We start from the raw sequence: 23,337 nt of genomic DNA, 5'->3' as shown, positions 1-23,337 counted from the left end.
GTATGCCATTCCGAGCCTTTTTTATGATCTGTCCACGCCCCCAACGATCGGCCGACAGCTATGGCTGACGCTCTGCTTGCATTCGGTTTGCTGGCACAGATCATGCTCGGTTCGACGGGTTCGATGGCCACGACCGGCAAGCTGCAAGCTGAGAGCAGCACCGCTGCGCGCGTCGTACCGGTCACGACCGCTCTGCCTGGTCGCGAAGAGGATGGCCGGGTCGCGGACATCGCATTTCGTCTCGCGGTAGCCGGCAGCAAATGGTGCGAAGTGACCGAACCCACGCTCGGGCTCGTGCTGCAGCATCTGTCGCAATTCGAGCCGGGCGACCGTGCCGGGCTGGTGACGGGCTATGCACTCGACCGCGGACCGGGCGTCATCGTCGTCGTGCCAGCCGGCCCAACGGCCGGGATCGTAGAGCCCGGCGACGTGCTGCTCGCGATCGACGGCACTGCGCTGCCACCTGAAGTCGACCTGCCCGCACGCTTCGATGCGCGTATCGCGCATGCCCGTGCCGATGCGATCGCCGATCCGCTCGCCGCCAAGACCGCCCCCTTCACGATAACGCTGCTGCGGCGGGGCGTCGTATCCACCGTTCGAGTCACGCCCGTGTCCGGCTGCCCGTCGTATGTCCACTTGGCGCGTTCGAGACAGCGCAACGCCTATGCGGACGGACGGCATGTCTTTCTTACCACCGGACTGGTTGCGAGGATGCGCGACGACGACGAGCTTGCCTTCGTCGTCGCGCACGAAATGGCGCACAACATCCTGCGCCACGCGACCCTCATGCGCAGCGACAGCGTTAAGCATGGCCTCGGCCATACCCTTGGGACCAGTGGCCGGATCGTGCGCCAAGCCGAACGCGACGCCGACACTTTGGCCGGCGCACTGATGATCGACGCCGGTTTCGATCCGGTCAGGGGAGCGGCCGTGCTCGCGCGGCTCGGCAACGATCTCGGTCTGTTCGCCGCGCACGATTCCGCCGGTCGGCGGATCGCGGCGATGCAGGCGCTCGTAGCGGCGCAACGCATGCCATGACACAACGCGATTTCTATCAGGTGCTCGGCGTCGTTCGCGAGGCGACGCCCGCCGACATCCGCGCGGCGTTCGTCCGGCTGGTCCGGCATCATCATCCAGATCATGCGCCGACCGTCAGCGACCTTACGAACCGTCTGGCCGACGTTCAGGAAGCCTATCGCTGCCTGTCCGATCCGGACGCGCGCGAACGGCACGACCGCGCCTTGGAGGACAATGAACGACGGCATTTCGCGCGGCAACGCAGCGTCCAGCGCCGCCTGCGCAGGTACGATATGCGACATCCCCGCCTGCAGCCGACTTCTTATCGCCGGTTTCGCTGGGGGCCCCTGCTGATCGCACTGGTAAGCGCCGCGATCGTTACGCGAATAACTCTGACATTCATCGGCTAAGGCCGGTCACGCAATCAAGGATCTCACCCGATGCGCGTTCTTTCAGTATTCGGAACCCGTCCGGAGGCCATCAAGATGGCCCCCGTCGTCAACGCGCTGGCCGGTGCGGACGGCGTAGAGGCGCGCGTGTGTGTCACCGCCCAACACCGCGAGATGCTCGACCAGGTTCTTGGACTGTTCGACATCCGACCCGACTATGATCTCGACTTGATGAAACCCGGTCAGGACTTGACCGATATCACTGCCAACGTGTTGCACGGCCTGAAACCGATCCTGCTCGATTTCCGACCCGACCTTGTGCTGGTCCATGGCGATACCACCACCACGCTCGCGGCCACGCTTGCGGCCTATTACCAGCGCATCCCTGTCGGCCATGTAGAGGCGGGCCTGCGCACGGGAAATATCCTGTCCCCCTGGCCCGAGGAGGTAAACCGCAAGGTCGCTGGTGCGATTGCCTCGCTCCATTTCGCTCCTACCGAACGTTCGCGTGCGAACCTGGTCGCCGAGAATGTGGCGGTCGACAATATTCATGTTACCGGCAACACCGTGATCGACGCGCTTCAGCAGGCGGTCTCCCTCATTGGTGCCGACGCAACGCTGGAGCGCGATCTGGCGAACAGGTTCGCGCTCGATCCCACCAAGCGCATTATCTTGGTGACGGGGCACCGCCGGGAAAGCTTCGGTGACGGGTTCAATCGGATTTGCGCAGCGCTCGCCCGCCTCGCCGCGCGCGACGATGTCGAGATCGTCTATCCGGTGCATCTCAACCCTAACGTCAAGGGCCCGGTTTCCGACACGCTAGGCGACCTCGGCAACGTCCATTTGCTTGAGCCACAGGATTATCTACCGTTTGTCTATCTGATGAACCGGTCGCATCTCATCCTAACGGATTCGGGCGGTGTCCAGGAGGAAGCGCCGTCGCTCGGCAAGCCGGTGTTGGTAATGCGCGAAACGACCGAGCGGCCGGAAGCGGTCGAGGCGGGAACCGTCCGCCTAGTAGGAACCGACACCGACCTGATCGTCGCGACCGCAAACACGCTTCTAGACGACGTTTCGGCTTATGACGCTATGAGCTTCGCGCACAATCCCTATGGCGACGGACGGGCGGCCGCTCGAATCGCCCGGATCGTCCAAGACATGGCCCGGGGCACAAACAACCATTGAAGCAGTCGGCAGTCCCCGACGTCTTCTTGCGCTAGCGCCTGCGTGGCCACTATTTCGCGCCGAACCCGGTCACCATGATCCCGACGGTGCGAAGCGCGATCAGCAGATCGAGCCACGACGAGAAGAACTTGATGTAATAGAAATCATAGTGGAGCTTGACGTGAACGTCGTCGAGCCCGGCGACGTGCCCCTGGTTGACCTGCGCCCAGCCCGTGATCCCCGGCCGGACGATATGGCGATAGGCATAAAAGGGCAGCTCGCTCTCGTACCAGGTCGATAGCGTCACGGCCTCGGGGCGCGGCCCGATCCAGCTCATCTCGCCCCGCAGGATGTTGATGATCTGCGGCAGTTCGTCGATCCGCGAACGCCGCAGGAAGCGCCCGATATCGGTGACGCGATCGTCGCCATCGCGGGTCATCGCCGAGTGGCGTGCCGCGGCGTCGTCGATCGTCGTCGCCTGCTCCACCATCGTCCGGAATTTGATCATGTCGAAGGGTATGCCGCGATACCCCATCCGGCGCTGGCGGAACAGGATCGGCCCAGGCGAGCTTGCCCGTACCAGAAGCGCCACGACGATCAGCGGCAGTATCAGGATCGGCAACAGCACGATGCTCGCGACGATGTCGATCGTCCGCTTGACCCCGCGATAGCCGAGTGCCGGCAACAACGACCCGAAGCTGTTCTCCGACAGATGCTCGATCTGGACGCGCCCGGTCAGCGATTCACGCAATTGCTTGGTGTGATAGACGGGTATCCCGGCGAGCGCGGCCTGCGCCAGCATTCGCTCCCACTCGGGCGAGTGGCTCGAGCGGAGATCGACGACGATCGCGGCATGGGGATCGTCCGGGACGACCGGTTCGATCATTCTGACCCAGTCGACGTCGGGGGCGTCGTTGACGATGCCGGTCTTGCCGGCCGGGACATAGTACATCCGCGTGGGTTCGGCATGCTGGTTGAAATAGCCGAGCAGGAACGTGACGCCCACCGACGCGAGATAGCCGGCGAGCAGCATCGAGCCGCTGTAGCTGATGCGCGACACCAGCAGCGCGGCCGCGGCGACACCGAAGGTCGTCGAAAAGGCCGGCAATATGAACCCGAACGCCCGAGCACCCGGGTAGATCGTCACCCGGCGAAAGACGAGCAGCGCAACGATGGCGGCAATCAACGAGGTAAGCTGAGTATTTACGGTACTCGGGAGGTCCAGAGAGAGGGTGTCGGACGCTAGCAAGGGTGAAACAAGCGGCACGAAATACGATGCCGTCGCCACCATCAGAAGCGGTTTCAGCAATCGAACGCTCGTGTGGTTCGCGCGCGTCGATCTTCCATGAACACCGTGCAGCAACACAAGCCACCCCATACCAGCCCTCGGCTCTAGCCATCTCTTCGTCAGGAGCTGCGGCCAGGCCAGCTTACATATTGCGCGAACCGGCGAACTATGCCGGACACCGCCCAAGAGCAAGCCATGGAAATTTACAATTATTCTTGTTGCATAACCAACTGCAATCGACTGGATCGAAAACGGGTTGGATTGCGAAAGACGTTTTCAACCGCTGCTGCAGACCGCTCGAACGCGTGTCATCTAAAGAATGCGAAAACGATTTTCTATCGCCCGGGGAAATGCTGCGCCTTGGTCCGACGCCGCATCTTTCCTTTGGCGTCGATCGGCTTTTGGCATGTTCGACGGACTGAGAAGTCGGCAGCGAGCAGCATAAGCGGCTTCCCGATGCGATCGTATCATAACCGATATTATTTTGGTCGACGTCTTGATCGGGGTGGTGGTAGCAGACCGACAACGACGCGTATCGCGTTGTATGTACCGGGGGGTTTCAAATGGTTGGTAAGCTTGCGCCGTGGCCGATGCGGTCGCGCTTGGTGTCGTTCGCGCTCGGCAGCAGCGTCCTCGCGATCGTCGCAGGCGCCTCTCCCGCCTCCGCGCAGTGCGCGCCCGATCCGACCAGCGTCAACGGAACCACCAACTGCAGCGGCGTCGATAGCGACGGCCTGAACGTTCCGACCAGCGGCACCCGCGTCGTCGTCCAGCCGGGTGCGACCGTATTCGCCGGCAGCAACGGGGCGGGCATCGCGACCTCCGGTAGTAGTTCGACGCTGACGATCGGGGGCAGCGTCGTCGGTGGAAACCGGCCAGGCATCAGCGTCACGAACGACAGCTCCTATTACGGCTATCTGGGCCCGTGCGATCCCTATGCTGGCGCGACCGTCACCGTGTGTGGGAGCCCTTACGGCTATGTCTACCCCTCGAACGCGACTGCGATCGGCGTCGACGCAGCCGGCGTGGTCAGCGGGAGTTCGGCAATCCGGTTGCAAGCCAATCCCAACAATAGTGCGGGTACGCTTACCGCGACGATCGTCAACGCGGGCACGCTGAGCGGCAGCGCCGGCGCAGCGCTGGTCGCCGATACCGGGGCTTATTTCACGCAGATCACCAATCAGGCCGGGGGCACGATCGGCGGGATTTCCGGCGTGTCGCGGACGATCGTCAACGCAGGAACGATCAATGGGGGCATCATCACAAGCACCCCGACCGGTTTCGCGCCGGGCACCGTCATCACCAATTCCGGCGCGATCAATGGCGGCATCTCCGCGGTGATCCAGTCGATCGCCAACACCGGCTCGATCGATGGCGGTTCGGGTTCCGCGATCGGGGCAAACACCAACGCCGCACAATATGTCTCGATCGCCAATAGCGGGCAGATCGTGTCGAACGGCAGCGCCGCCACGTTCACGACGCCGGGATACGCCTTCATCCAGAATAGCGGCTCGATCGTGAATGCGGGCAGCGGCAGCGCAATCGAGGTAGGCAACAGCCTGACGCTGACCAATGCCGCGGGCGCGACGATCGGCAGCGCCGGCCCGGTCGCGATCCGCGCTGGCGTCCTCAGCCTGACCAATGCCGGCACGATCAACGGATCGGTCGTGTCGACCGGCACCGCCAACCAATACGGCATGGTCGACATCACCGCCGGCACCATCAACGGCGACCTGTTGCTCGGCGCGAGCAACGACACCGTCGCCGCACGGTTCGACATCGCCGCTGGCCGGATCGCCGGCGTCAGCGGTACCATCGACGCAGGGTCCGGGATCGATACGCTCGACCTGTCGATCGACGGTGACGCGACGCTCGGCGCCGGTACGATCCCCGCCAGTTTCGAGCGGCTCGGGCTCGACCTCACCGACGCCACGGTGACGCTCGCCAATGGCATCCAATTGCCCAACGGCGTGTCGGCGACCGGCACCGGAACACTCGTCAACGACGCGACGCTGGCGACCACGGGTCAGGCGATCATCACGTCCGCCGGCTATCCCGGCACTTTGTCGGTGGTGAACACCGGATCGATCACCGCGAACCTCGCCAACAGCTATGGTTCGGCCGTGTCGGTCAATCTCGGCGCCCTGACAAACAGCGGCACGATCACCGCGCTTGGTGGCAGCGGCGTCAGCGTCACCAACTATGACGGGACCGCGCTGACCAACACCGGCACGATCACCGCATCGGGCTTCGGCGCGCTGGTCTATTCGGGGCCGCTGGTGAACAGCGGCACGATCCGCTCGACCGGCAACATCGGCGCGATCATCAGCAGTTCGCAGTCGAATGCCACGCCGTCGAGCAACAGCGGCCTGATCGAAGGCGCGACCAGCGGCGTGTCGCTGTCCTTCGGGCGCTTCGTCAATACCGGCACGATAATGGGCGGAGCCACGGGCACCGGAACGGGCGTCGACATCACCTATTACGGTATCGTCGACAACCAGGCGGGCGGGACGATCACCGGCGCGACCGGGATCAGCGCGCGCAACGGCTATAACAGCATCGTGCTGAACGCCGGGACGATCAACGGCGGTGTGAACTTCGCGAGCGGATCGAGCTACGACCAGTCGCCCGACGTTTTCGTCGATACAGGCGGCGTGGCGAACGGCGCAGTCCGGCTCGGCGGAGGGGACGACCTGTTCGTCACCGACCTGGTGCAGCCGGCCGAGCGCGCCTTGGGCGGTGCGACCGGGGGAGTCGATGCCGGCGACGGCTATGACAGCATCGTCTACCGCGTCGGTGCCGACGCGACGACGCAGATCGCACGGCCGACCGGCTTCGAGGGGGTCGGTTACGAGCTGGCGAACGAAGCGGCGCTGACGCTGACCGCAGCAAGCCCGCTGGCGAATACGCTGACGCTGTCGGGCGTCGGCAAGGTCGATCTGACCGCGGACATCACCGCGGCGGACCGGACGCTGATCGACATGACCGCGCCGACCGTCGCGCAACGGATCGGCGATCCGGATGCGGCGGCGAATGCGCTCGACGTGATCAGCCGCGGTACGCTGACGGCCTCCACCACCGGCGATGGGTATTATTATAGCCAGATCTCTGCGGTGAACGCGGGCGAAGGCCGGTTCGAGAATGCCGGGACGATCAACGTCACGGGCTTCGCGTCCGACTATTATTACTATTACGCGCCGCTGGCGATCGTCGGGAACGGCGCCGTCGTCAATTCGGGGACGATCAACCTCGCGGGTCCGTCCTACGGCATCAGCGCGCCGACGGTCGTCAATTCCGGCACCATTCTGGGCGCGATCGGCGCGCAGACCTACGGCGTGGTCGGTGCACAATCCGTCCAGAACAGCGGCAGCATAATCACCGACGGCACGGCGATCGCGGGCGCCTATTACGCCCCCAGCCAGATCATCAACACCGGGCTGATCGAAAGCCGCCAGGATACCGCGTTGGTCTTCTACGAGGGGGCCGACATCCTCAACGATAGCAGCGGCGTCATCCGTGGCGCATCGCAGGCGATCACCGCCTACGGCAGCACCGTCGTCAACCGCGGTACGATCGTCGGCGACGTCTATCTCGGCAGCTACCCCGGTTACAGCATGTCCAGCTATACCGCCGATGGTGGCACGCTGGCCGGCGACCTGGCGTTTGGCGAAGGCGACGACGTCTTCGTCCAGACCGGCGCGACCACCGGGATCAGCGGCGTGATCGATGGCGGCGACGGTACGAATGCCGTGATCCTGCAGCGTAGCGGTGCCGGCAGCTTTACCGGCGCGACCAACTTCGCGACGCTGGCGGTGAACGCCGGCACCTGGACGCTGACCGGCGCACAGACCTATGCGGGCGGCACCACCATCGCCGCGGGCGCGACCGCGATCGGCAGCGGCGCGGTGTTGAACGGCGCCTTCGCCAATGCCGGTGCGCTGGTGTTCGACCAGTCCGTCGACAGCGGCTTTACCGGTACGATCACCGGCAGCGGCAGCGTCACGAAGGCCGGCACCGGCACGCTCACGCTGGGCACGCAAACCTATACCGGTGCGACCAACGTGACCGGGGGCACGCTCGCGCTGACCGGTACGCTGGGCAGCACGACCTATGACGTGGCGACGGGCGCGACGTTGACCAGTGGCAACGCGGCGACGATCGCCTCGACCGTATCGGCGCTGTCGATCCGCAACGCCGGCACGATCGAGAGCACAAGCGGCGCGGCGATCGCGCTGGGGCTTGGCGACGACCTGATCGTCAATGCCGGGCGGATCGTCGGCGCCAACGGCATCGCGATCGACATGGGGGCGGGCAACGACACGCTCACGCTGATGCCGGGCTCGACGATCGTCGGCCGCGTCGATGGCGGCGCAGGCACCGACCAGGTGATCCTGGGCGGAACGGGAACCGGCAGCTTTGCCGGCGCGGTCAATTTCGAGCGGCTGAACGTCGCCTCGGGCAACTGGACGCTGGGCACCGCGTCGAGCTTCGCGAACGGCACCGGCATCGCCGCAGGCGCGACGCTGACGGGCACCACGACCACGCTCACCGGCGGGATCGCCAATGCCGGCACGCTGCGTATCGACCAGGCTAGCAACGGCGCCTTCACCGCGACGCTGACCGGTACGGGCACGCTGGTAAAGGCAGGCACCGGCAATCTGACGATCGGCAACCAGCTCGGCTTTACCGGCGCGACCAGTGTCCAGGGCGGTCGCCTCACGCTTGCCGGCACGCTGCCGTCCGCGGTGACGGTCCAGTCGGGCGGCACGCTCGGGGGCAATGGCAGGATCGCCAGCGCGACGATCGCCAGCGGCGGGACGATCGCACCGGGCAACAGCATCGGTACGATCGTGATCGCGGGCAATCTCGTCCAGCAGGCGGGGTCGACCTATGCGGCCGAGATCGACGCGGCGGGTCGGTCCGACCTGATCGCGGTCGGTGGCACCGCGACGCTGCAGCCCGGCGCGCAACTGGCGCTGTCGGGTACCGCCGGCGGGATCGGCACCCGCTACACCGTGCTGACCGCGGCAGGCGGGATTTCGGGCAGCTATACCGTCATCCAGCCGATCGGCACGGTCGCCGGCACCGAGGTCCGTCTCGCCAATACCGGCACGACGCTGTTCGCCGACGTCGCCCGCAGCGGGGCCGGCCTGGTCGCACTGGCTGGTACCGGCACGGCCAACCAGCGTGCGGTGGCCCCTGCCTTCGCCGCGCTGGGCACCGGCAACGCTGCCTATAGCGCGCTGACGTTGATCCCCGACAACGCGACCGTCACACGCGCATTCGACCTGCTGTCGGGCGAGGTCCACGCCTCGTTGCGGACCGCGATGGTCCGCGATGCGCAGTTCGTCCAGGGCACCGTCCTGGCGCGCACGCTGGCGGACCAGCCGAGCGGCCTGTGGGGCACGCTGCTCGCCAACAGCGGCGACGACGATGGCGGCCGCAATGCCGGCGCAGTCGATCGCACCACGCTGGGTGGCGTCGGCGGATTCGATATCGATCTGGCCGGCGCGGATGCCGGCCGCGTCGGCATCGCCGGAGGCTATACGCGCACCAAGGCGTCGATCGACGCGCGCGCCAGCGATGCGAAGGCGAAGACGGTGCATCTGCTCGGCTATGCGGGGGGTGCCTATGGCGCGATCCGCATCCGTGCCGGGCTCGGCTATGCCTGGTCGAACGCGCGCACCGACCGGTTCGTGGCGTTCCCCGGGTTTGCCGATCGCCTGCAGGGCGACTATGACGGCAACAGCGCGCACAGCTTTGCCGAAGCAGGCTATGCGCTGCCGCTCGGCGGAGGCACTCTCCAGCCGTTCGGCGGACTCCAGGCGTTCCGGATCCACACCGACGGGTTCACCGAGACGGGTGGCGCGACCGCATTGACTGTCGCCAAGCGGACCGAGTCCTTCGCCTTCGCGACCGCCGGCCTGCGGTTCGACACGCCGATCGTCGAGGGTCTGTCGGCCCGCGGCGTGACCGCGTGGCAGCGCCGCATCGACGGCAGCGCACCGACCAGCGCGGCGCGGTTCGCGACCGCCGCCACGACGTTCGACATCGCCGGCGCACCGCTGTCGCGCGATGCGATGACCGCCGGGCTCGACCTCGTCTGGGCACCGGCCGCGAACATCCGGATCACGTCGAGCTACGCCGGCCTGATCGGCAGCCAGGGCGAAGACAGCAGCTTCAAGCTATCCGCCAGCATCGGCTTCTGATCCCGGGGGCTTATCGTGATCTTGTGTTGAAACGCCCCCGATCCGCCGATGATTTCGGCAGATCGGGGGCGTTTCACAACTAACAAAACCTCGCGGGATCGCCCCGTGCGCCCTTACTCCGTAATGGCGTTGAGGATCGCGCGGCCATAGGCGGTCTTGCTGAAGCGCTCGCCGGCCGCGCGGGCCTGGTCGATCGTGATGAAGCCCTGCTGGTAGGCGATCTCCTCCAGGCAGGCGACCTGGATGCCCTGGCGGTTCTGGAGCGTGCGGACGAACTCCGAGGCCTCCAGCAGGCTGTCATGCGTGCCGGTGTCGAGCCAGGCATAGCCGCGGCCCATCTGTTCGACGAACAGGTCGCCAGCGTCCATGTAGAGGCGGTTGAGATCGGTGATCTCGAGTTCGCCGCGCGGCGACGGCTTGAGGTCGCGGGCAAATTGCACGACGCGGTTGTCGTAGAAATACAGGCCGGTGACCGCATGGTGCGACTTGGGCTTTGCCGGCTTTTCCTCGAGGCTGATCGCCTTTCCGCCTTCACCGAACTCGACCACGCCGTAGCGCTCGGGATCCTCGACGCGGTAGCTGAACACCGTGGCGCCGCCCTTGCGCGCGACCGCGCTCGCCAGCAGATCGGTCAGGTGTGCGCCGAAGAAGATGTTGTCGCCGAGCACCAGCGCGACGTCGTCGTCGCCGATGAAGTCCGCGCCGATCGTGAAGGCCTGGGCTAGGCCCTCGGGCTTGGGCTGTTCGGCATAGGAGATGGCGAGGCCGAACGCCGACCCATCCTCGAACAGCCGACGATAATTGTCGATATATTCGGGGCTCGAGATGATCAGGATGTCGCGGATGCCGGCGAGCATCAGCACCGACAGCGGGTAATAGATCATCGGCTTGTCGTAGACCGGCAGCAGCTGCTTGTTCACGGCGAGCGTCGCCGGATGAAGCCGCGTGCCCGAGCCGCCTGCGAGAATGATACCCTTCATTGGGAGATGTCCTTCTTGGGGGCCCCGAGCAATTCGTCGAGGATGTTGCCGAGCGCGGTCTGCCACGCCGGCGGATGGATGCCGTAGTCGCGCGTGATCGCGTCGTGGCTGAGCAGTGAATTGGCGGGGCGCGTCGCCGGTGTCGGATATTCGGCGGTGGTGATGCCCTGTACTTCGGCGCTGGCCCCTCCACGTGCAGCGCTCTGCGCGAAGATCTCGCGGGCAAAGCCTGCCCAGGTGACTGCGCCGGCGTTGCTGAAATGATAGGTGCCTGTTGGGGCAGCAGAATCCTCGACGAGGCGCATCGTGATCTTCGCCAATGCAGCTGCGAGATCGGTCGCGGACGTCGGGCTACCATGCTGGTCGTCGACCACGCGCAACGTCGGATTGGTCGCGCCGACGCGGAGCATCGTCTTGATGAAGTTGTTGCCGTGTGCGCTGACCACCCAGGCGGTCCGGACGATCGCGTGGCGTGCGCCCGAGGTGCGGACAGCGAGCTCGCCCCCGAGCTTGGACGCGCCATAGACGCCGAGCGGTGCGACCGGGTCGGTTACGTCCCAGGCGCCATCGCGCGCGCCGTCGAAGACGTAGTCGGTCGAGACCTGGACGATCGGGATACCGGCCTTAGCGCACGCCTCCGCAAACGCCGCGGGCGCCATTGCGTTCACCGCCCAGGCGGTGACAATGTCGCTCTCGGCCTTGTCGACCGCGGTATAGGCGCCGGCCGAGATCACCGCGGCCCATGACTCGGACGCGACCATGGCCGCGATCGCGGCGGTGTCGCGCAGATCGAGTTCGTCGATATCGATCGCGGTGACCGCCCAGCCCTCGGGCCAGGCATAGCGCTTCAGTTCGGTGCCGAGCTGGCCGTTCCCGCCGGTGACGAGGACGTGTTTCACCCCATCGCTCATACCGACAGCCCGCGGCGCTGGTCGGCCTTGTGCTCGGCGACGATCGCCTGCCACCAATCCTGGTTGTCGAGATACCAGGCGACGGTCTTCTCGATGCCGGTCTCGAACGTCTCGGCCGGCTCCCAGCCGAGCTCGTCCTTGATCCGGCTCGCGTCGATCGCATAGCGCTTGTCGTGGCCGGGCCGGTCGGCGACATAGGTGATCTGCGTCGCGTAGGATTGGCCATCGGCGCGCGGGCGCAGCCGATCGAGGATCGCGCAGACGGTCTTCACGACCTCGAGGTTCTGCTTCTCGTTGTTGCCACCGACATTATAGGTCCGGCCGGGCTCACCCTTTTCGAACACCGCGTGCAGTGCGCGGACATGATCCTCGACGAACAGCCAGTCACGGACCTGATCGCCCTTGCCGTAGACCGGCAGGTCGGCACCGGCGAGCGCCTTGACGATCATCAGCGGGATCAGCTTTTCGGGGAAGTGATACGGCCCGTAATTGTTCGAGCAGTTGGTGATCAGCACCGGCAGGCCGAAGGTGTGACCCCATGCGCTGACGAGGTGGTCCGAGCCTGCCTTCGACGCCGAATAGGGCGAGCGCGGATCGTACGGCGTCTCTTCGGTGAACAGTCCGGTATCGCCGAGCGACCCGTACACCTCGTCGGTCGAGATATGATGGAAGCGGAACGCCGCCTTCGCCTCGTCGTCGAGCCCGAGCCAATAGGCGCGCGCTTCGCTCAGCATCGTGAAGGTGCCGACGACGTTGGTCTGGACGAACGCGCCGGGGCCGTCGATCGAGCGATCGACATGGCTTTCGGCCGCGAGATGCGTGACGATCTCTGGCTTGAACTCGGCGATCGCGGCCTTGACGGCGTCCGCGTCGCAGATGTCGCCCTGGACGAAGCGGTAGCGGTTCGAGCTTGCGACGCGCTCGACGGTCGACAATGTGCCGGCATAGGTCAGCTTGTCGAAGTTGAGGACCTCATGGTCGGTGTTCTCGATCAGGTGCCGGACGAGGGCCGAACCGATGAAGCCGGCCCCGCCGGTGACGAAGATACGCATGGGTCTGTCCTTCAGACGAGCGGGCCGAGCGGGCGGCCGTCATAGGGGAATGGGCTGTCGAAATCGGCGAGTAGCGGCTGAACCTGGTCTTTCGCGCTCAGTTCGGGGGCGGTGCCGGCCGGCATCGGCCAGTCGATGCCTCCCGTGCCGATCGCGGGGTCATCCCAGCGGATACCGCCATCGGCATCGGGCGCGTAGGTGTCGGAGCATTTATACGTCACTTCGCAATCGGGCTCGAGCGTCACGAAGCCGTGCGCGAAGCCGATCGGGATGAAGAGCTGGTGGCCATTCTCTGCGGACAATTCGGCGCCGACCCACTGCCCATAGGTCGGCGAGCCGTTGCGGATATCGACTGCGACATCGAAGATCCGGCCGCGGATGCACCGCACCAGCTTGTCCTGCCCGCGCGGGGGAGTCTGGAAATGCAGCCCGCGCAAGGTGAAGGCGGGGACGGACAGCGAGTGATTGTCCTGCACGAAGGTGCAGGTGATGCCCAGCTTGGCGAACGCCTCGACGTTGTAGGTTTCGGTAAACCAGCCGCGGGTATCACCGTGGCGCCTGGGGCGGATCAATTGAACGCAAGACATGGGCAGGCGACATAGCCCTGCACTCGGCAAGGAGCAATCGGGCGAGCAGCTCGGGTTCGCAGCGCGCCGTTCGCCCTCGACGACTATGCGACCCGACGCACCCGCACCAGATATTGCATGATCATGAACCGGCCCAGCATGCCGAAGCTCAGCGCATTGAGCAGGCCCTTTTTCCTGCCGAGATACCCACCGACGGTTTCGAGCTTCAGCCCCGATTTCGTCATCATCTCGACCGCACTGGCCTTGGTGAACCAGCGCAGATGCGTACGATCGAGCAGCCCTGCATCCTGCAGTTCATACCGACCGCGAAGAACCAACGGCAGCACCAGGCTGTGATGATTGACGTTCGGAATGCTCGCGACGACGACCCCGTTGAGTGCCAGGCCCTTGTGGAGTTCCTCGACCGTCGACCACGGATCCCGCAGATGCTCGAGCACGTCGAGGCACAGGATCGTGTCGAACGGTCCATGGTCTTCGAGAAGCTTGCGCAGGAAGGTCGGGTCTTCGAGGTTCCCGCTGACCGCCACGTCGACGCCGTCTGCGGTATCTCCAGCGACCAGATCGGCCACCACCACGAACGTCGCGCCGCGCGTACGCTTCAGTGCGGCGCCGGTCGCACCGACCCCGCCCCCGAGATCGAGAACACGTCCGGCCGGCTCCGGAACGATGTCGAACACGTCGCTCCGAACGTGTTTATGGTATTGATCTACAGCCTCGACCATCGTCGCACTCCCGTTTGCCGGGCGGCAGTATCGGATAGCATGCCGCAACGCAATCACCTGCCGTAGCGGCATATGGTTGCGCAGTTGATCCATCACCAAATAGAAGTATAAATATCTATTATCGAACTAAGCGCATATATTACCTGGCATACACATAGAGCGCGCTCGGTTTATTTTTCTGCTTTATCTCTTATACGGAAATATATGTGTTTTAGATCGAATTTCGTGCCACCGTTATACTTGCCGAGATCGGCATATCGACAAGGATTTTGGCATGCGTTGGCCATATCCGACGCGACAAGCTTCGAACCGATCGAGCATCGCGCTTGTCTGCAACGCCCTTTCGCGTCAAAGACGCTTTCAGTCTTGCGTCGCGCGGAACGATAAACCGGATCGGCGGTGAACCCATATGCCGGATCACAGGCGTTGGTCCTGCGCTCCGGCGATCGGGTGCGTGCCGATGCGGCGCCTGCGAACGACGCACTACGGCATCGTCGCGAAGCGGTGCGACGAGACACCATAGCGAGCCGACAACGCCGCTGGCAGGAGACAGATATTGCGAGATGGTATCGATCGGCGATGGATGATGGGCGGCACGTTGCTGGCCATGGCATCCGCAGCGTGTGGGCAGACCTCGAAGTCGAACGACACCGGGAGCGGCGCCGGTAGCGTCCGGGCTTTCGGTGCGCGGGGTGACGGGGTCACCGACGATGCGCCGGCGATCCAGCGTGCGATCGATGCGGCCGCGAAGGCCGGCGGGGGCGTGGTGACGCTCGATCCGGGCACATACCTGCTGCGCTATCGTCCCTCGGACGACGGCGATGGCGGCAGCGCCTTGACGTTGCGATCGGGCGTGACGCTCGAAGGGACGGATCGCGCGCGGTGTATCCTGAAGCTGGCCGACGCGCAGTTGGGCCCCGGCAGCTACGCGCGGATCATCGCCAGCAAGGGCGAGATCAGCCGCGCCGTACTCCGCGGCTTCACGATAGACGGCAGCCGCCAGGGCCAGGGACAGTTTCGCGACGGGTTCGGCGGTGCCGCTGTGCTGCTCGGCTGGAAGGGGCGCTGCGTCGACGTGACGGTCGAGAATCTGAACGTTCGCGATGCCGTCGGCCAGGGCATCATGCTGCAGGGATCGATCGAGTCCCTATCGCGCAACCTGCGTATCGCCAACAACCTGGTCGAGCGGACCAGCTTCATCGGCATCCAATGCTCGCAGTTCGATGGTGTCGAGATCGTCGGCAACCGGATCAACGACTGCTACGACAATGCGATCGACGTGTATGGCGACGACACTGCCGGCCATTCCACGGTCGCCACGTCGCATCGCGCGACGATCACCGACAACCAGATCCGCGGATGCAGCATCGGCGTGTTCCTGGAAACCGTTGCGGACTGCGTCGCCGCCCGCAACGTGATCGCCGACTGCAAGATTGCGGGCGTACGCGTCAATCGCATCCACGGCGAACCCCGTAACCTGACGATCGAGCGCAACAGGATCAGCGGCACGCCGATCGGCGTCGCGATGGGCGGGGATACGGGCGGCGTCGTCATCCGTGACAACGACATTCGCAGTTTCGCAAAGGCCGGGATCGAATTCAGCTATAATGTCAGCCGCGTGACGGCGACCGGAAACCGCTTCCTGCCCGAGAACCGGACGACCCCGATCATACTCGGCCAGCCGACAAAGCTCGGTTCCACGCCCGAGGAGCAGCTCGCGCATATCCGTGTCCAGGACAACCGCGTCCCGCGCGGGCACGATCCGCAAAAGCTGTTCGTCAACCGGTATCGCCGCATCGCCGAAGTCGAGGTCGGCCGGTTCGCGAGCCAGTGACGACGACGCACCAGCCGAGGTGAACCGGCGGGCGGACGCGCGCCCACACGGCGCGGCATTCGTCTGTGCCGATGCAGAACCCGGTGATTTGAGGAGGCGGGGCTCGCCCGCGGGCAGTCCCGCTTCCGATCGATGATCCGCATGGGGGCCGCACCGATGACCCGCCGGCCTGTCTTGCGACCGTAACCTTGCCGATGCTAGGCGATCGAATGCATTGGTTGATTGGACAGGCTTCTCGCCATCGCGCACTCGCGGTGGGTCTCACGGCACAAATCGTCCAATACGGGTCGGCCTTGCTGCTGGTCCCCTTCATGGTGACGCGTTTGTCGGCCCCGACGATCGGCATCTGGTACATCTTCGTGGCGGTGCAGTCGCTCGCCATGGTCTGCGATTTCGGATTTCAGCCAAGCTTCACGCGGGCGATCGCGCTGGCCTTGTCGGGCGCCAAGAAGCTCGAACGCTCGGGACTGGGCGAGGTCGTGCCGCAGGGTCAGGCCCCCAACTACCGTCTGGCTGCCGAAACCGTGGCTGCAGCCCATCGCTTCTATCGGTTGCTGGCGATCGGCGTCTTGGTGCTCCTGCTCGCATTCGGCCTGCCCTACGCCACGACGCTGGCGCGCGCAGGTGGCGTACCCACGGGATCCGTCCAGATCGCCTGGCTGATCCTGTGCCTGAGCATCGCCCTGACGCTCGCCTTCCTGTGGATCAGTCCGGTCCTCATGGGATCCGGTCGGGTGGAGCAGAACTATCTCTTCATCATCGCCAACCGCGCAACCTTCTCGATCCTGGGAATACTGGTCCTGGTGGCGGGAGGCGGGTTGATTGCCCTGTGCGTGACGTTGATCGTCACGCAAGTTTTCGCGCGACTGGTCGCACACCGGTTCCTGCGCGGCATATTGGGCGACCATGCCGATCGCCCCGCCGATCCGCGTGCGGTACGCGAGGTGCTGAGCATGATCTGGCCCAATGCCGGGCGCATGGGCGCGGTTGCGATCGGCGGATTCCTGATGACGCGCTTCAGCCTGTTCGCCATTTCGAGCTTCGTCGGGGTGGTCGCAGGCGGCGCCTATGCCTTGTCGGTGCAGCTGCTGATGGCGCTATGCGCAGCCGCCCAGCTGCCGATGCAGGTCGCGATGCCACGACTGATCGCAGCGCGGGTTGCGCATGACGGGCCCGGACTGCGACGCCAGTTCGGTGGCGCGATGGCGCTCTACACGGCAATCTTTCTGACCGGTGCGGCCGTCATCCTGTTCGCCGTTCCTGCGTTTCTGGCGCTGATCGGCAGCCATATCGCTCTGCTCGCGCCATTGACCTTGGCCTTGCTGGCGGTGGTGCTCTTCCTGGAGGGATTTCACTCGAACGCCGCCTTCTTCATCACCACAGCCAACAACGTGCCGTTCCTCCGCCCCGCTTTGCTGTCGGGCATAGCCGTGGCGATCGGAGCGACGCTGTTCGGCTGGAGCGGCGCGGGGATAACGATGATCGTCCTGTGGCAGGGGATCGTGCAGCTGTCCTACAACAACTGGCGCTGGCCATTGATGGCCTGGCGGGAGATCGCACGTACATGACCCGGGACACCCCGAACGCCGACGGCGGTTTCGTCTGGCGCCCCGAACCCGATGCGCCGATCGCGGGACTGAGCAGCGAATGCCTGTTCGAAAGCACGGTGCGCATCGATCCTCGGGGCCCGAAACCGACGCTCACGATCGCCATCCCGACGTATCGACGCCCCGGCTTGCTCGAAGAGACCGTGGCGAGCGTGCTGGCCCAGACCGATCTCGACGGCGTCGAACTGGTCATCGTCGAGGACGATCCCGGATCGGCCGATGCGGACCGGCTGCTCGCCGCGCTGCCCGGGCTCCGCGACATCGCCTTTCGCTATTACGGCAATGCCATCAACGCCGGGCTGTTCGGCAACTGGAACAGGAGCCTGTCGCTCGCACGCGGCGAATGGGTCACGATCCTCAACGACGACGACCTGCTCGACCCTGTCTTCGTCGCGACGATGCGCCGGACGCTGTCCGCCGATCCGGCGATCGACGCGGTCGCGTGCTCGCTGCGGTTTCTCGACCAGCGTGCTGGCGTGGGTGACCCCGCTGCGCCGCTGTCCCGCGCGGAAAAGCTGCGCAACCTGTTCCGCTTCGGACTTGGCAAGACGCGCCGCCTGCCCCCTGCGCATATGTTCTTCGGGAGCCTCGCCGGAAGTGGCCTGGGGCTCATCGTCCGTACCGAGGTGATCCGGGCGCTCGGCGGGTACCGCGCCGCGGATTATCCATCGGCAGACTATTTCTTCATGACGCGGCTCGCGCGCTATCACCGCTTCGTCCAGCTGCGGGCACCGCTCGCGATCTCGCGCGTCGATACCAACGTTTCCTCGCGCCCGGAGACCCAACTGGGCTTCCTGCGCTGCCAGGCCCGGCTCCAGGATGCCTTGCTCGACAGCGGCATCGCGCCGCGATGGTGGCGCCATATCCAGGCGTCGACGATGGGCATCGCCTTGCGCCATACCAACCGGTACTGGAACCAGGCTTTCGATCGCGAGGATGTCGCACGGGCGATCGATGCGAAGATCTCGTTTCGCCATTTGCGCCCCGTGCGGTGGTACCGCCTGCTGATCGGCGCAGTATGAACGCCGCCATGACGACCGCTACAGCCCCCTCCCCCACGCTCGATCCGGTCGATCGGCCGCTGCGCATCCTGAACGTCAGCCAGAATTATTACGTCCGCGGGGGGATGGACGTCGCGATGTTCCGTCTCGAGGACATATTGAAGGCACACGGCCACCAGGTCATCCCTTTTGCCGGCGCCGACCCAGCGAACCGGCCGAGTGAATACGCACGCTATTTCCCGCCTGCACCGCCCACCAGCGATACCGGCTCGGCCGATCTGCTGCGGACGCTCTACTCGCCGGCCGCGCGGCGCGCGATCGGTCTGGTCCTCGACGAACAGGCGATCGACCTCGTCCACCTCCACAGCTATTTCAAGCGCCTGACACCCGCCATCCTGCCGGAGATCGCACGGCGCGGCATTCCGATCGTGCAGACCATGCACGAATATCGCGCGGTCTGCCCGATCTCGCTGCTCTACCGCGACGGCCATGTCTGCACCGACTGCCACGATCGCCGCTACACGCAGGTGGTGCGGCATCGCTGCGCCGGGGGATCGCTGACCCGGTCGCTCTGGAACATGGCGGAGATGCGGTTGTCGGACATGCTCGGTCACAAGCGCGACATCGCCCGCTACCTGTCGATCAGCGACTATCAACGCGATCGCCTGATCGAGATGGGCATGGCGGGCGAGCGCATCGAGACGATCCATCATCCGGTGACCTTGCCGCCTGCGGCCGCGGAAACGTCGCGCGACTATGTGCTCTTCGTCGGACGGCTGGAACGCTACAAGGGCATCTTCCCGCTGGTCGACGTGGCGCGCGCGCTGCCCGCCATCCGCTTCGTCTTCGCAGGCGAAGGTCCAGACGGCGATGCGGTGCGTGCCCATGCTGCCGGCCTCGCCAATATCGAATGGCGTGGCAATCTGGACGGTGCCGCGTTGGCGACCGCGAGGAACGGCGCCTTGTGCGCGGTCGTCCCGTCGCTCGGGCCCGAGCCGTTCGGGCTCACCTCGATCGAGGCACTGGCGCACGGCACCCCGGTGATCGCATCGGCGATCGGTGGGGTCGCCGAGACCGTCCGCGATGGAATCGACGGTTTCCACGTCGCTCCCGGCGACCGCGATGCGCTGATCGACCGCATCCTGCGCTTTGCCGACGCCCCTGACATGGCGCGCCGGATGGGGTTGGCGGGCCGCGCCCGCGCTGCCGAGGACTTCTCGCCCGAGCGCTATTATCAACGGACGATGGCCGTCTATCGGCAGGTCCTGTCGGCAACACGGAGTGACGCGGCATGATCGCAAACGTGATCGCAAAGCTTACCGGGCGGACCTACGCCATCGATGCCGGCGACATCGGCTATCTCGTCGCGAAAGGCGGCATCCCCTTCCTGCGCGGCCTGATGTGGAGCCTGGTCCGGCTGCGGCGACCGAGCGGCCTGTTGCTCGGCCCCGGCATCCAGTTCGTCCAACCCGGTCGCCTGAGGCTCGGTCGCGGCGTCGCGATCGGTGGCTATGGCTATGTCGACTGCGCCGCGAAGGACGGGCTGTCGCTCGGCGACCGCGTGACGTTGCGCGAACGCGTGTGGATCCAGAGCCGCAGCGGCCTCAACAGGCGTGCGGCAAGCCTCACGATCGGCAAACGAAGCTATATCGGCCCGAACGCCGTCATCGGTCTTGGCGGTCCGGTGGTGATCGGCGAGGACGTCCAGATCGGCGCCGGCCTGACCATCACCGCGGAATCTCATGAGGCCGGTCCGGACGGCAGCTTCGTCTCGGGCGCGGTATCGCGCAAGGGCGTCACGATCGGTCGCCGGTGCTGGCTGGGCAACAACGTGTCGATCCTCGACGGCGTCACGATCGGCGAAGGCGCGGTGATCGGGGCGGGCTCGGTCGTGACCCGCTCGATCCCCGCCTTCTCGGTCGCGCTCGGCGCACCGGCGCGCGTCACGCGATCGATCGGCCCTGCAGATCAGCTCGGTCGGTAGGACGGCGCCCCCACGCGCGGACCCGCTTGCGGCCCAGCTTGCGGCCCCACGCCTGCCGCCATACCGACACGCGCAGGGTGTGGCGCCGGCAGCCGGCGCTTGCCACGCCGGAACAGCGCCTTCGCCTGTCGGAACGCGAAGGGATGACCGGCATGTTCCAGCGCGAGGAACGCCCAGAGGATCGGCATCACCTTCGACGAACTGAAGATGTCGATGAACACCGCAGCCACCACGAGCATCACGAGCGAGAACTTGCCGATGCTCCTCTGCTTGAGCGCGCGCAGTGAAACCACGATCCAGCCAAGGAACAACACGACGCCGATCAGCCCGGTTTCCCCGAACACGCGCACGTAATACCCGTCGACCGCGTTGCTCCACGCACCCGGTCCCCAGCCGACGAACAGCGTGACCCAGGTCGCGGCGGTCGACTTGATGATGATCGGCCAGCGGACGGCACGGTATTTGAAACTCAGATCGCCGCGCGTGTTGGGCATGTAGCGGAAGATGAGGATGCCGTTCAGGAACCGCTCGCGATAATAGCTCGGTCGCGGCACCGTCGGAACGCGCTTCCACGTATATTTCAGCAGGCTCCCCATCGCCAGCGGCGTTTCCGATTCACCAAGACGCGACTTGCTGATCGCCGTGTACAAGGGCTGTGCGGCGACCGTCGCGACGACCGCACCGGCAAACCCGATCGCCATCGTGCGGCCAGGGCGTGCAGCCGCAAAGCTGACAAGGATACCGAGCAGCGTGACGCGCGCCTGGGTCAGGAAGATGAGCACGATCATGAACGGCGTGAGCCACAGGGCCGGTGCCGCATAGGCCAGCATCGCCAGCATCGCCGACGTTTCGAACGGTCCCGAGGTATTGATCGTCAATCGTTGCGATGCGCCGGCAAACTTGCCGATCCGCCCGATCACACCGAAATATTCCGCCCCGCCCCATATGATGAAGACGCTACAGACGATCAGCAGCGCGGTCCGCAACGCGCGCGTGCTCAGCCGCGGCGCAGCCTCGTAGATAATGAAGAACCACGTCATGTATTGCGCCAGCCGCAGACCATAGACGATCCCGACAAGCCCACCCTGGGCGATGTTTATGACCGCGGTGAGAAGCCCGAAACCGATGAAGATGAGGTACGCGCGGGCATAAATGGGGATCGACAGGCGCCGGCGCGCGGTGACGATATAGATGAAGAACGCGAACGCACTGATGAGGTCTTCGGGACGGATGGCGGCGGCGCCGATCGCGTACAGGTCGATCTTTGGCGCCAGAACGTACAGCGCGAAAAGGACCAGATAGATATTCATCGCACGGTTCCGGGGTGAAGGACGCCAACGTCGGATCGGCTGGGCGACAGCGGCTATGTCACAGGCGATCCGCTGCTGGCAACTCCGCCGAACGGGGCCAGCAGACGCGGGAAGAAGCGGGCCGCCTCGACTTCGGCATCAGCGTTGATGGCGCGCGCATGCGCGATGCAAGCCTGCCGGATAGCGGTCCAGTCGCCGGCGAGATCGGCGACACGGTCTTCGATCAGGGCGAAATCCCGTTCGCGATCGAGCGTCATGAGATGGCCGGGCGTACGGATGCGGTCGCGGATACATCCCGTATCGCTTGCCACCACGTCGACACCCCGCGCGAATGCTTCGAGCATCACCAGCGGCTCGGCCTCGTCGATCAGCGTCGTCGGCAGGACGAACAGGTCGATATCGGCAAAGAACCGCTCCTTTTCCGCGCCCTCGACGGATCCACGATACTCCACGCGGGCCGGTCGCCCGTCCGGCCCGGCGACCGTCGCGGCGGCCAGGGCCGCGCTCAAGACGGGATCCGCACACGGACCGGCGATCACAAGGCGCCAGTCATGCCCGCGCGCCGCAAGACCCGCGAACAGATCGAGCAGATAGGGCACCCCCTTTTCCCGCGTCAGCACGCTCATATGGCCCAGCGTGACCGGCCGTTGGGGGCGGGCCCGAGGACGGTCGTCGTCGATCCGCGGGCCGAACAGATAGGCGTTGGAGAGGCTGATCGCGCAGTCGTCCGTTTCACCGTCCAGATAAAGTCCGGCGAACCGACGCCGCATGTCGTTCGACAGCAATATGTGATGCTGACGGCGCCCGCCTGCCGCGACCAGCGCCCGCATCGCCTGCGATGGGCCGAGGTTGATCGGGCGGAAACTGTGATGGTGAACCCAGTGTTCGATGCCGCGCAGCCGCAGGATCGAGGCCAGCAGGACGAAAAGCCAGACGCCGCGCTGTCCAGGGACCGAGAGATAGGCGCGGTCGCGGCGTTTTCCGCCGACCACCAAGGCAAGCGCAGCCCTCATGGTACGCTTGAGCTTCGTTGCGCCTGCCCCCCCGGTATCGCGCAAACATACCGGTGCGCCGTGCGTGACAAAATACTCGAGCATTGCCCGATTGCAGTTGGACTGACCGTGAAGCGGAGGCGGAAGGGCGCCGACGAACCAGAGACGGGGGCCGGATTTGGCCTTGGTCTCGGCCGGGACGGGAGGGCGCAAAGCTGCGGCGATGGGCATGAATCAAGCGAGCCTATGGGGAAAGCGGATCGGTGGTCGACGTTGCCATCCCGAAACCC

At 65.3% G+C, this 23,337-nt stretch carries 17 protein-coding genes; 9 read left to right on the top strand and 8 right to left on the bottom strand.

The annotated features are described in order from the left end of the window. Positions 1-60 precede the first annotated feature (60 nt). From H8S47_RS06285 to wecB, 3 genes are read left to right on the top strand one after another with little or no spacing between them, the layout of a single operon-like run. Entirely contained in the window at positions 61-1,038 is a 978-nt protein-coding gene (locus tag H8S47_RS06285) for a M48 family metalloprotease (protein WP_187503065.1), read from the top strand. Then, positions 1,035-1,427 (top strand): J domain-containing protein, encoded by a 393-nt coding sequence (locus H8S47_RS06280; protein WP_187503064.1) that lies wholly within the window; start codon positions 1,035-1,037, stop codon positions 1,425-1,427. Before H8S47_RS06285 ends, H8S47_RS06280 begins: the two co-directional genes overlap by 4 nt. A 30-nt stretch (positions 1,428-1,457) precedes the next feature. Beyond that, a complete protein-coding gene (wecB, locus tag H8S47_RS06275) occupies positions 1,458-2,591 on the top strand; it encodes a non-hydrolyzing UDP-N-acetylglucosamine 2-epimerase (RefSeq protein WP_187503063.1) in 1,134 nt (377 codons plus the stop codon). A gap of 49 nt (positions 2,592-2,640) precedes the next feature. On the opposite strand, the gene H8S47_RS06270 is transcribed toward wecB, so the two are convergent. Then, positions 2,641-3,717 carry a sugar transferase gene (locus H8S47_RS06270; protein ID WP_328805443.1) on the bottom strand — a complete coding sequence of 359 codons (1,077 nt, stop codon included), beginning with the start codon at positions 3,715-3,717 and terminating at the stop codon, positions 2,641-2,643. Between the two features lie 704 nt (positions 3,718-4,421). Here H8S47_RS06270 and H8S47_RS06265 point away from each other — a divergent pair. After that, the gene (locus tag H8S47_RS06265; protein WP_187503061.1) at positions 4,422-10,067 is read left to right on the top strand and encodes an autotransporter domain-containing protein; all 5,646 of its coding nucleotides are present in this window, start codon (positions 4,422-4,424) and stop codon (positions 10,065-10,067) included. A gap of 113 nt (positions 10,068-10,180) precedes the next feature. Here the strand turns inward: H8S47_RS06265 and rfbA are convergent, their stop codons facing one another. From rfbA to H8S47_RS06240, 5 genes are all read right to left on the bottom strand, one after another. Further along, positions 10,181-11,047, bottom strand: coding sequence for a glucose-1-phosphate thymidylyltransferase RfbA (rfbA, locus tag H8S47_RS06260; protein ID WP_187503060.1), 867 nt, complete (start codon positions 11,045-11,047; stop codon positions 10,181-10,183). Further along, positions 11,044-11,958: a dTDP-4-dehydrorhamnose reductase gene (gene rfbD, locus H8S47_RS06255; RefSeq protein WP_187503059.1), complete on the bottom strand. Its 915-nt coding sequence runs from the start codon at positions 11,956-11,958 to the stop codon at positions 11,044-11,046. Before rfbD ends, rfbA begins: the two co-directional genes overlap by 4 nt. Then, complete coding sequence (gene rfbB / locus H8S47_RS06250; RefSeq protein ID WP_187503058.1) at positions 11,955-13,010, bottom strand: dTDP-glucose 4,6-dehydratase; 1,056 nt, start codon at positions 13,008-13,010, stop codon at positions 11,955-11,957. The genes rfbD and rfbB overlap by 4 nt, the downstream gene beginning before the upstream one ends. 11 nt (positions 13,011-13,021) lie before the next feature. Beyond that, positions 13,022-13,597, bottom strand: a complete 576-nt coding sequence (gene rfbC, locus H8S47_RS06245; RefSeq protein WP_187503057.1) for a dTDP-4-dehydrorhamnose 3,5-epimerase — start codon at positions 13,595-13,597, stop codon at positions 13,022-13,024. A gap of 83 nt (positions 13,598-13,680) precedes the next feature. Beyond that, positions 13,681-14,274, bottom strand: coding sequence for a class I SAM-dependent methyltransferase (locus tag H8S47_RS06240; protein ID WP_187503056.1), 594 nt, complete (start codon positions 14,272-14,274; stop codon positions 13,681-13,683). Between the two features lie 601 nt (positions 14,275-14,875). On the opposite strand from H8S47_RS06240, the gene H8S47_RS06235 reads away from it, so the two are divergent. The 5 genes from H8S47_RS06235 to H8S47_RS18645 all read left to right on the top strand — a co-directional run bounded on the left by H8S47_RS06235 (position 14,876) and on the right by H8S47_RS18645 (position 20,745). After that, positions 14,876-16,153 carry a right-handed parallel beta-helix repeat-containing protein gene (locus H8S47_RS06235; RefSeq protein ID WP_214654970.1) on the top strand — a complete coding sequence of 426 codons (1,278 nt, stop codon included), beginning with the start codon at positions 14,876-14,878 and terminating at the stop codon, positions 16,151-16,153. 194 nt (positions 16,154-16,347) lie between these two features. Beyond that, positions 16,348-17,721, top strand: a complete 1,374-nt coding sequence (gene wzx, locus H8S47_RS06230) for an O-unit flippase-like protein (RefSeq protein WP_328805441.1) — start codon at positions 16,348-16,350, stop codon at positions 17,719-17,721. Continuing rightward, positions 17,718-18,782, top strand: a complete 1,065-nt coding sequence (locus tag H8S47_RS06225) for a glycosyltransferase family 2 protein (RefSeq protein WP_187503054.1) — start codon at positions 17,718-17,720, stop codon at positions 18,780-18,782. The genes wzx and H8S47_RS06225 overlap by 4 nt, the downstream gene beginning before the upstream one ends. A gap of 8 nt (positions 18,783-18,790) precedes the next feature. Next, positions 18,791-20,056 (top strand): glycosyltransferase family 4 protein, encoded by a 1,266-nt coding sequence (locus tag H8S47_RS06220; RefSeq protein WP_187503053.1) that lies wholly within the window; start codon positions 18,791-18,793, stop codon positions 20,054-20,056. Further along, on the top strand, positions 20,053-20,745 hold the full coding sequence (locus H8S47_RS18645) for an acyltransferase (RefSeq protein WP_214654969.1): 693 nt from the start codon (positions 20,053-20,055) through the stop codon (positions 20,743-20,745). The genes H8S47_RS06220 and H8S47_RS18645 overlap by 4 nt, the downstream gene beginning before the upstream one ends. Here the strand turns inward: H8S47_RS18645 and H8S47_RS06210 are convergent. Next, the gene (locus H8S47_RS06210) at positions 20,730-22,055 is read right to left on the bottom strand and encodes a hypothetical protein (RefSeq protein WP_187503052.1); all 1,326 of its coding nucleotides are present in this window, start codon (positions 22,053-22,055) and stop codon (positions 20,730-20,732) included. The two genes, H8S47_RS18645 and H8S47_RS06210, sit on opposite strands and share 16 nt — an antisense overlap. Before the next feature lie 53 nt (positions 22,056-22,108). Next, a complete protein-coding gene (locus H8S47_RS06205) occupies positions 22,109-23,068 on the bottom strand; it encodes a glycosyltransferase family 4 protein (RefSeq protein WP_187503051.1) in 960 nt (319 codons plus the stop codon). Positions 23,069-23,337 lie beyond the last annotated feature (269 nt).

This window comes from Sphingomonas albertensis (assembly GCF_014358075.1).
Classification (GTDB): Bacteria; Pseudomonadota; Alphaproteobacteria; order Sphingomonadales; family Sphingomonadaceae; genus Sphingomonas; species Sphingomonas albertensis.
The sequence above is the reverse complement of the archived record's forward strand: the minus strand, read 5'-3'. Positions and strand labels throughout refer to the sequence as shown.

Bases quoted from the DNA above. Each gene is read 5' to 3' on its own strand.
- H8S47_RS06285 (WP_187503065.1), top strand. From the start codon at position 61: ATGGCTGACGCTCTGCTTGCATTCGGTTTGCTGGCACAGATCATGCTC.
- H8S47_RS06280 (WP_187503064.1), top strand. From the start codon at position 1,035: ATGACACAACGCGATTTCTATCAGGTGCTCGGCGTCGTTCGCGAGGCG.
- wecB (WP_187503063.1), top strand. From the start codon at position 1,458: ATGCGCGTTCTTTCAGTATTCGGAACCCGTCCGGAGGCCATCAAGATG.
- H8S47_RS06265 (WP_187503061.1), top strand. From the start codon at position 4,422: ATGGTTGGTAAGCTTGCGCCGTGGCCGATGCGGTCGCGCTTGGTGTCG.
- rfbA (WP_187503060.1), bottom strand. From the start codon at position 11,047: ATGAAGGGTATCATTCTCGCAGGCGGCTCGGGCACGCGGCTTCATCCG.
- rfbD (WP_187503059.1), bottom strand. From the start codon at position 11,958: ATGAGCGATGGGGTGAAACACGTCCTCGTCACCGGCGGGAACGGCCAG.
- rfbB (WP_187503058.1), bottom strand. From the start codon at position 13,010: ATGCGTATCTTCGTCACCGGCGGGGCCGGCTTCATCGGTTCGGCCCTC.
- rfbC (WP_187503057.1), bottom strand. From the start codon at position 13,597: ATGTCTTGCGTTCAATTGATCCGCCCCAGGCGCCACGGTGATACCCGC.
- wzx (WP_328805441.1), top strand. From the start codon at position 16,348: ATGCTAGGCGATCGAATGCATTGGTTGATTGGACAGGCTTCTCGCCAT.
- H8S47_RS06225 (WP_187503054.1), top strand. From the start codon at position 17,718: ATGACCCGGGACACCCCGAACGCCGACGGCGGTTTCGTCTGGCGCCCC.
- H8S47_RS06220 (WP_187503053.1), top strand. From the start codon at position 18,791: ATGACGACCGCTACAGCCCCCTCCCCCACGCTCGATCCGGTCGATCGG.
- H8S47_RS18645 (WP_214654969.1), top strand. From the start codon at position 20,053: ATGATCGCAAACGTGATCGCAAAGCTTACCGGGCGGACCTACGCCATC.
- H8S47_RS06210 (WP_187503052.1), bottom strand. From the start codon at position 22,055: ATGAATATCTATCTGGTCCTTTTCGCGCTGTACGTTCTGGCGCCAAAG.
- H8S47_RS06205 (WP_187503051.1), bottom strand. From the start codon at position 23,068: ATGAGGGCTGCGCTTGCCTTGGTGGTCGGCGGAAAACGCCGCGACCGC.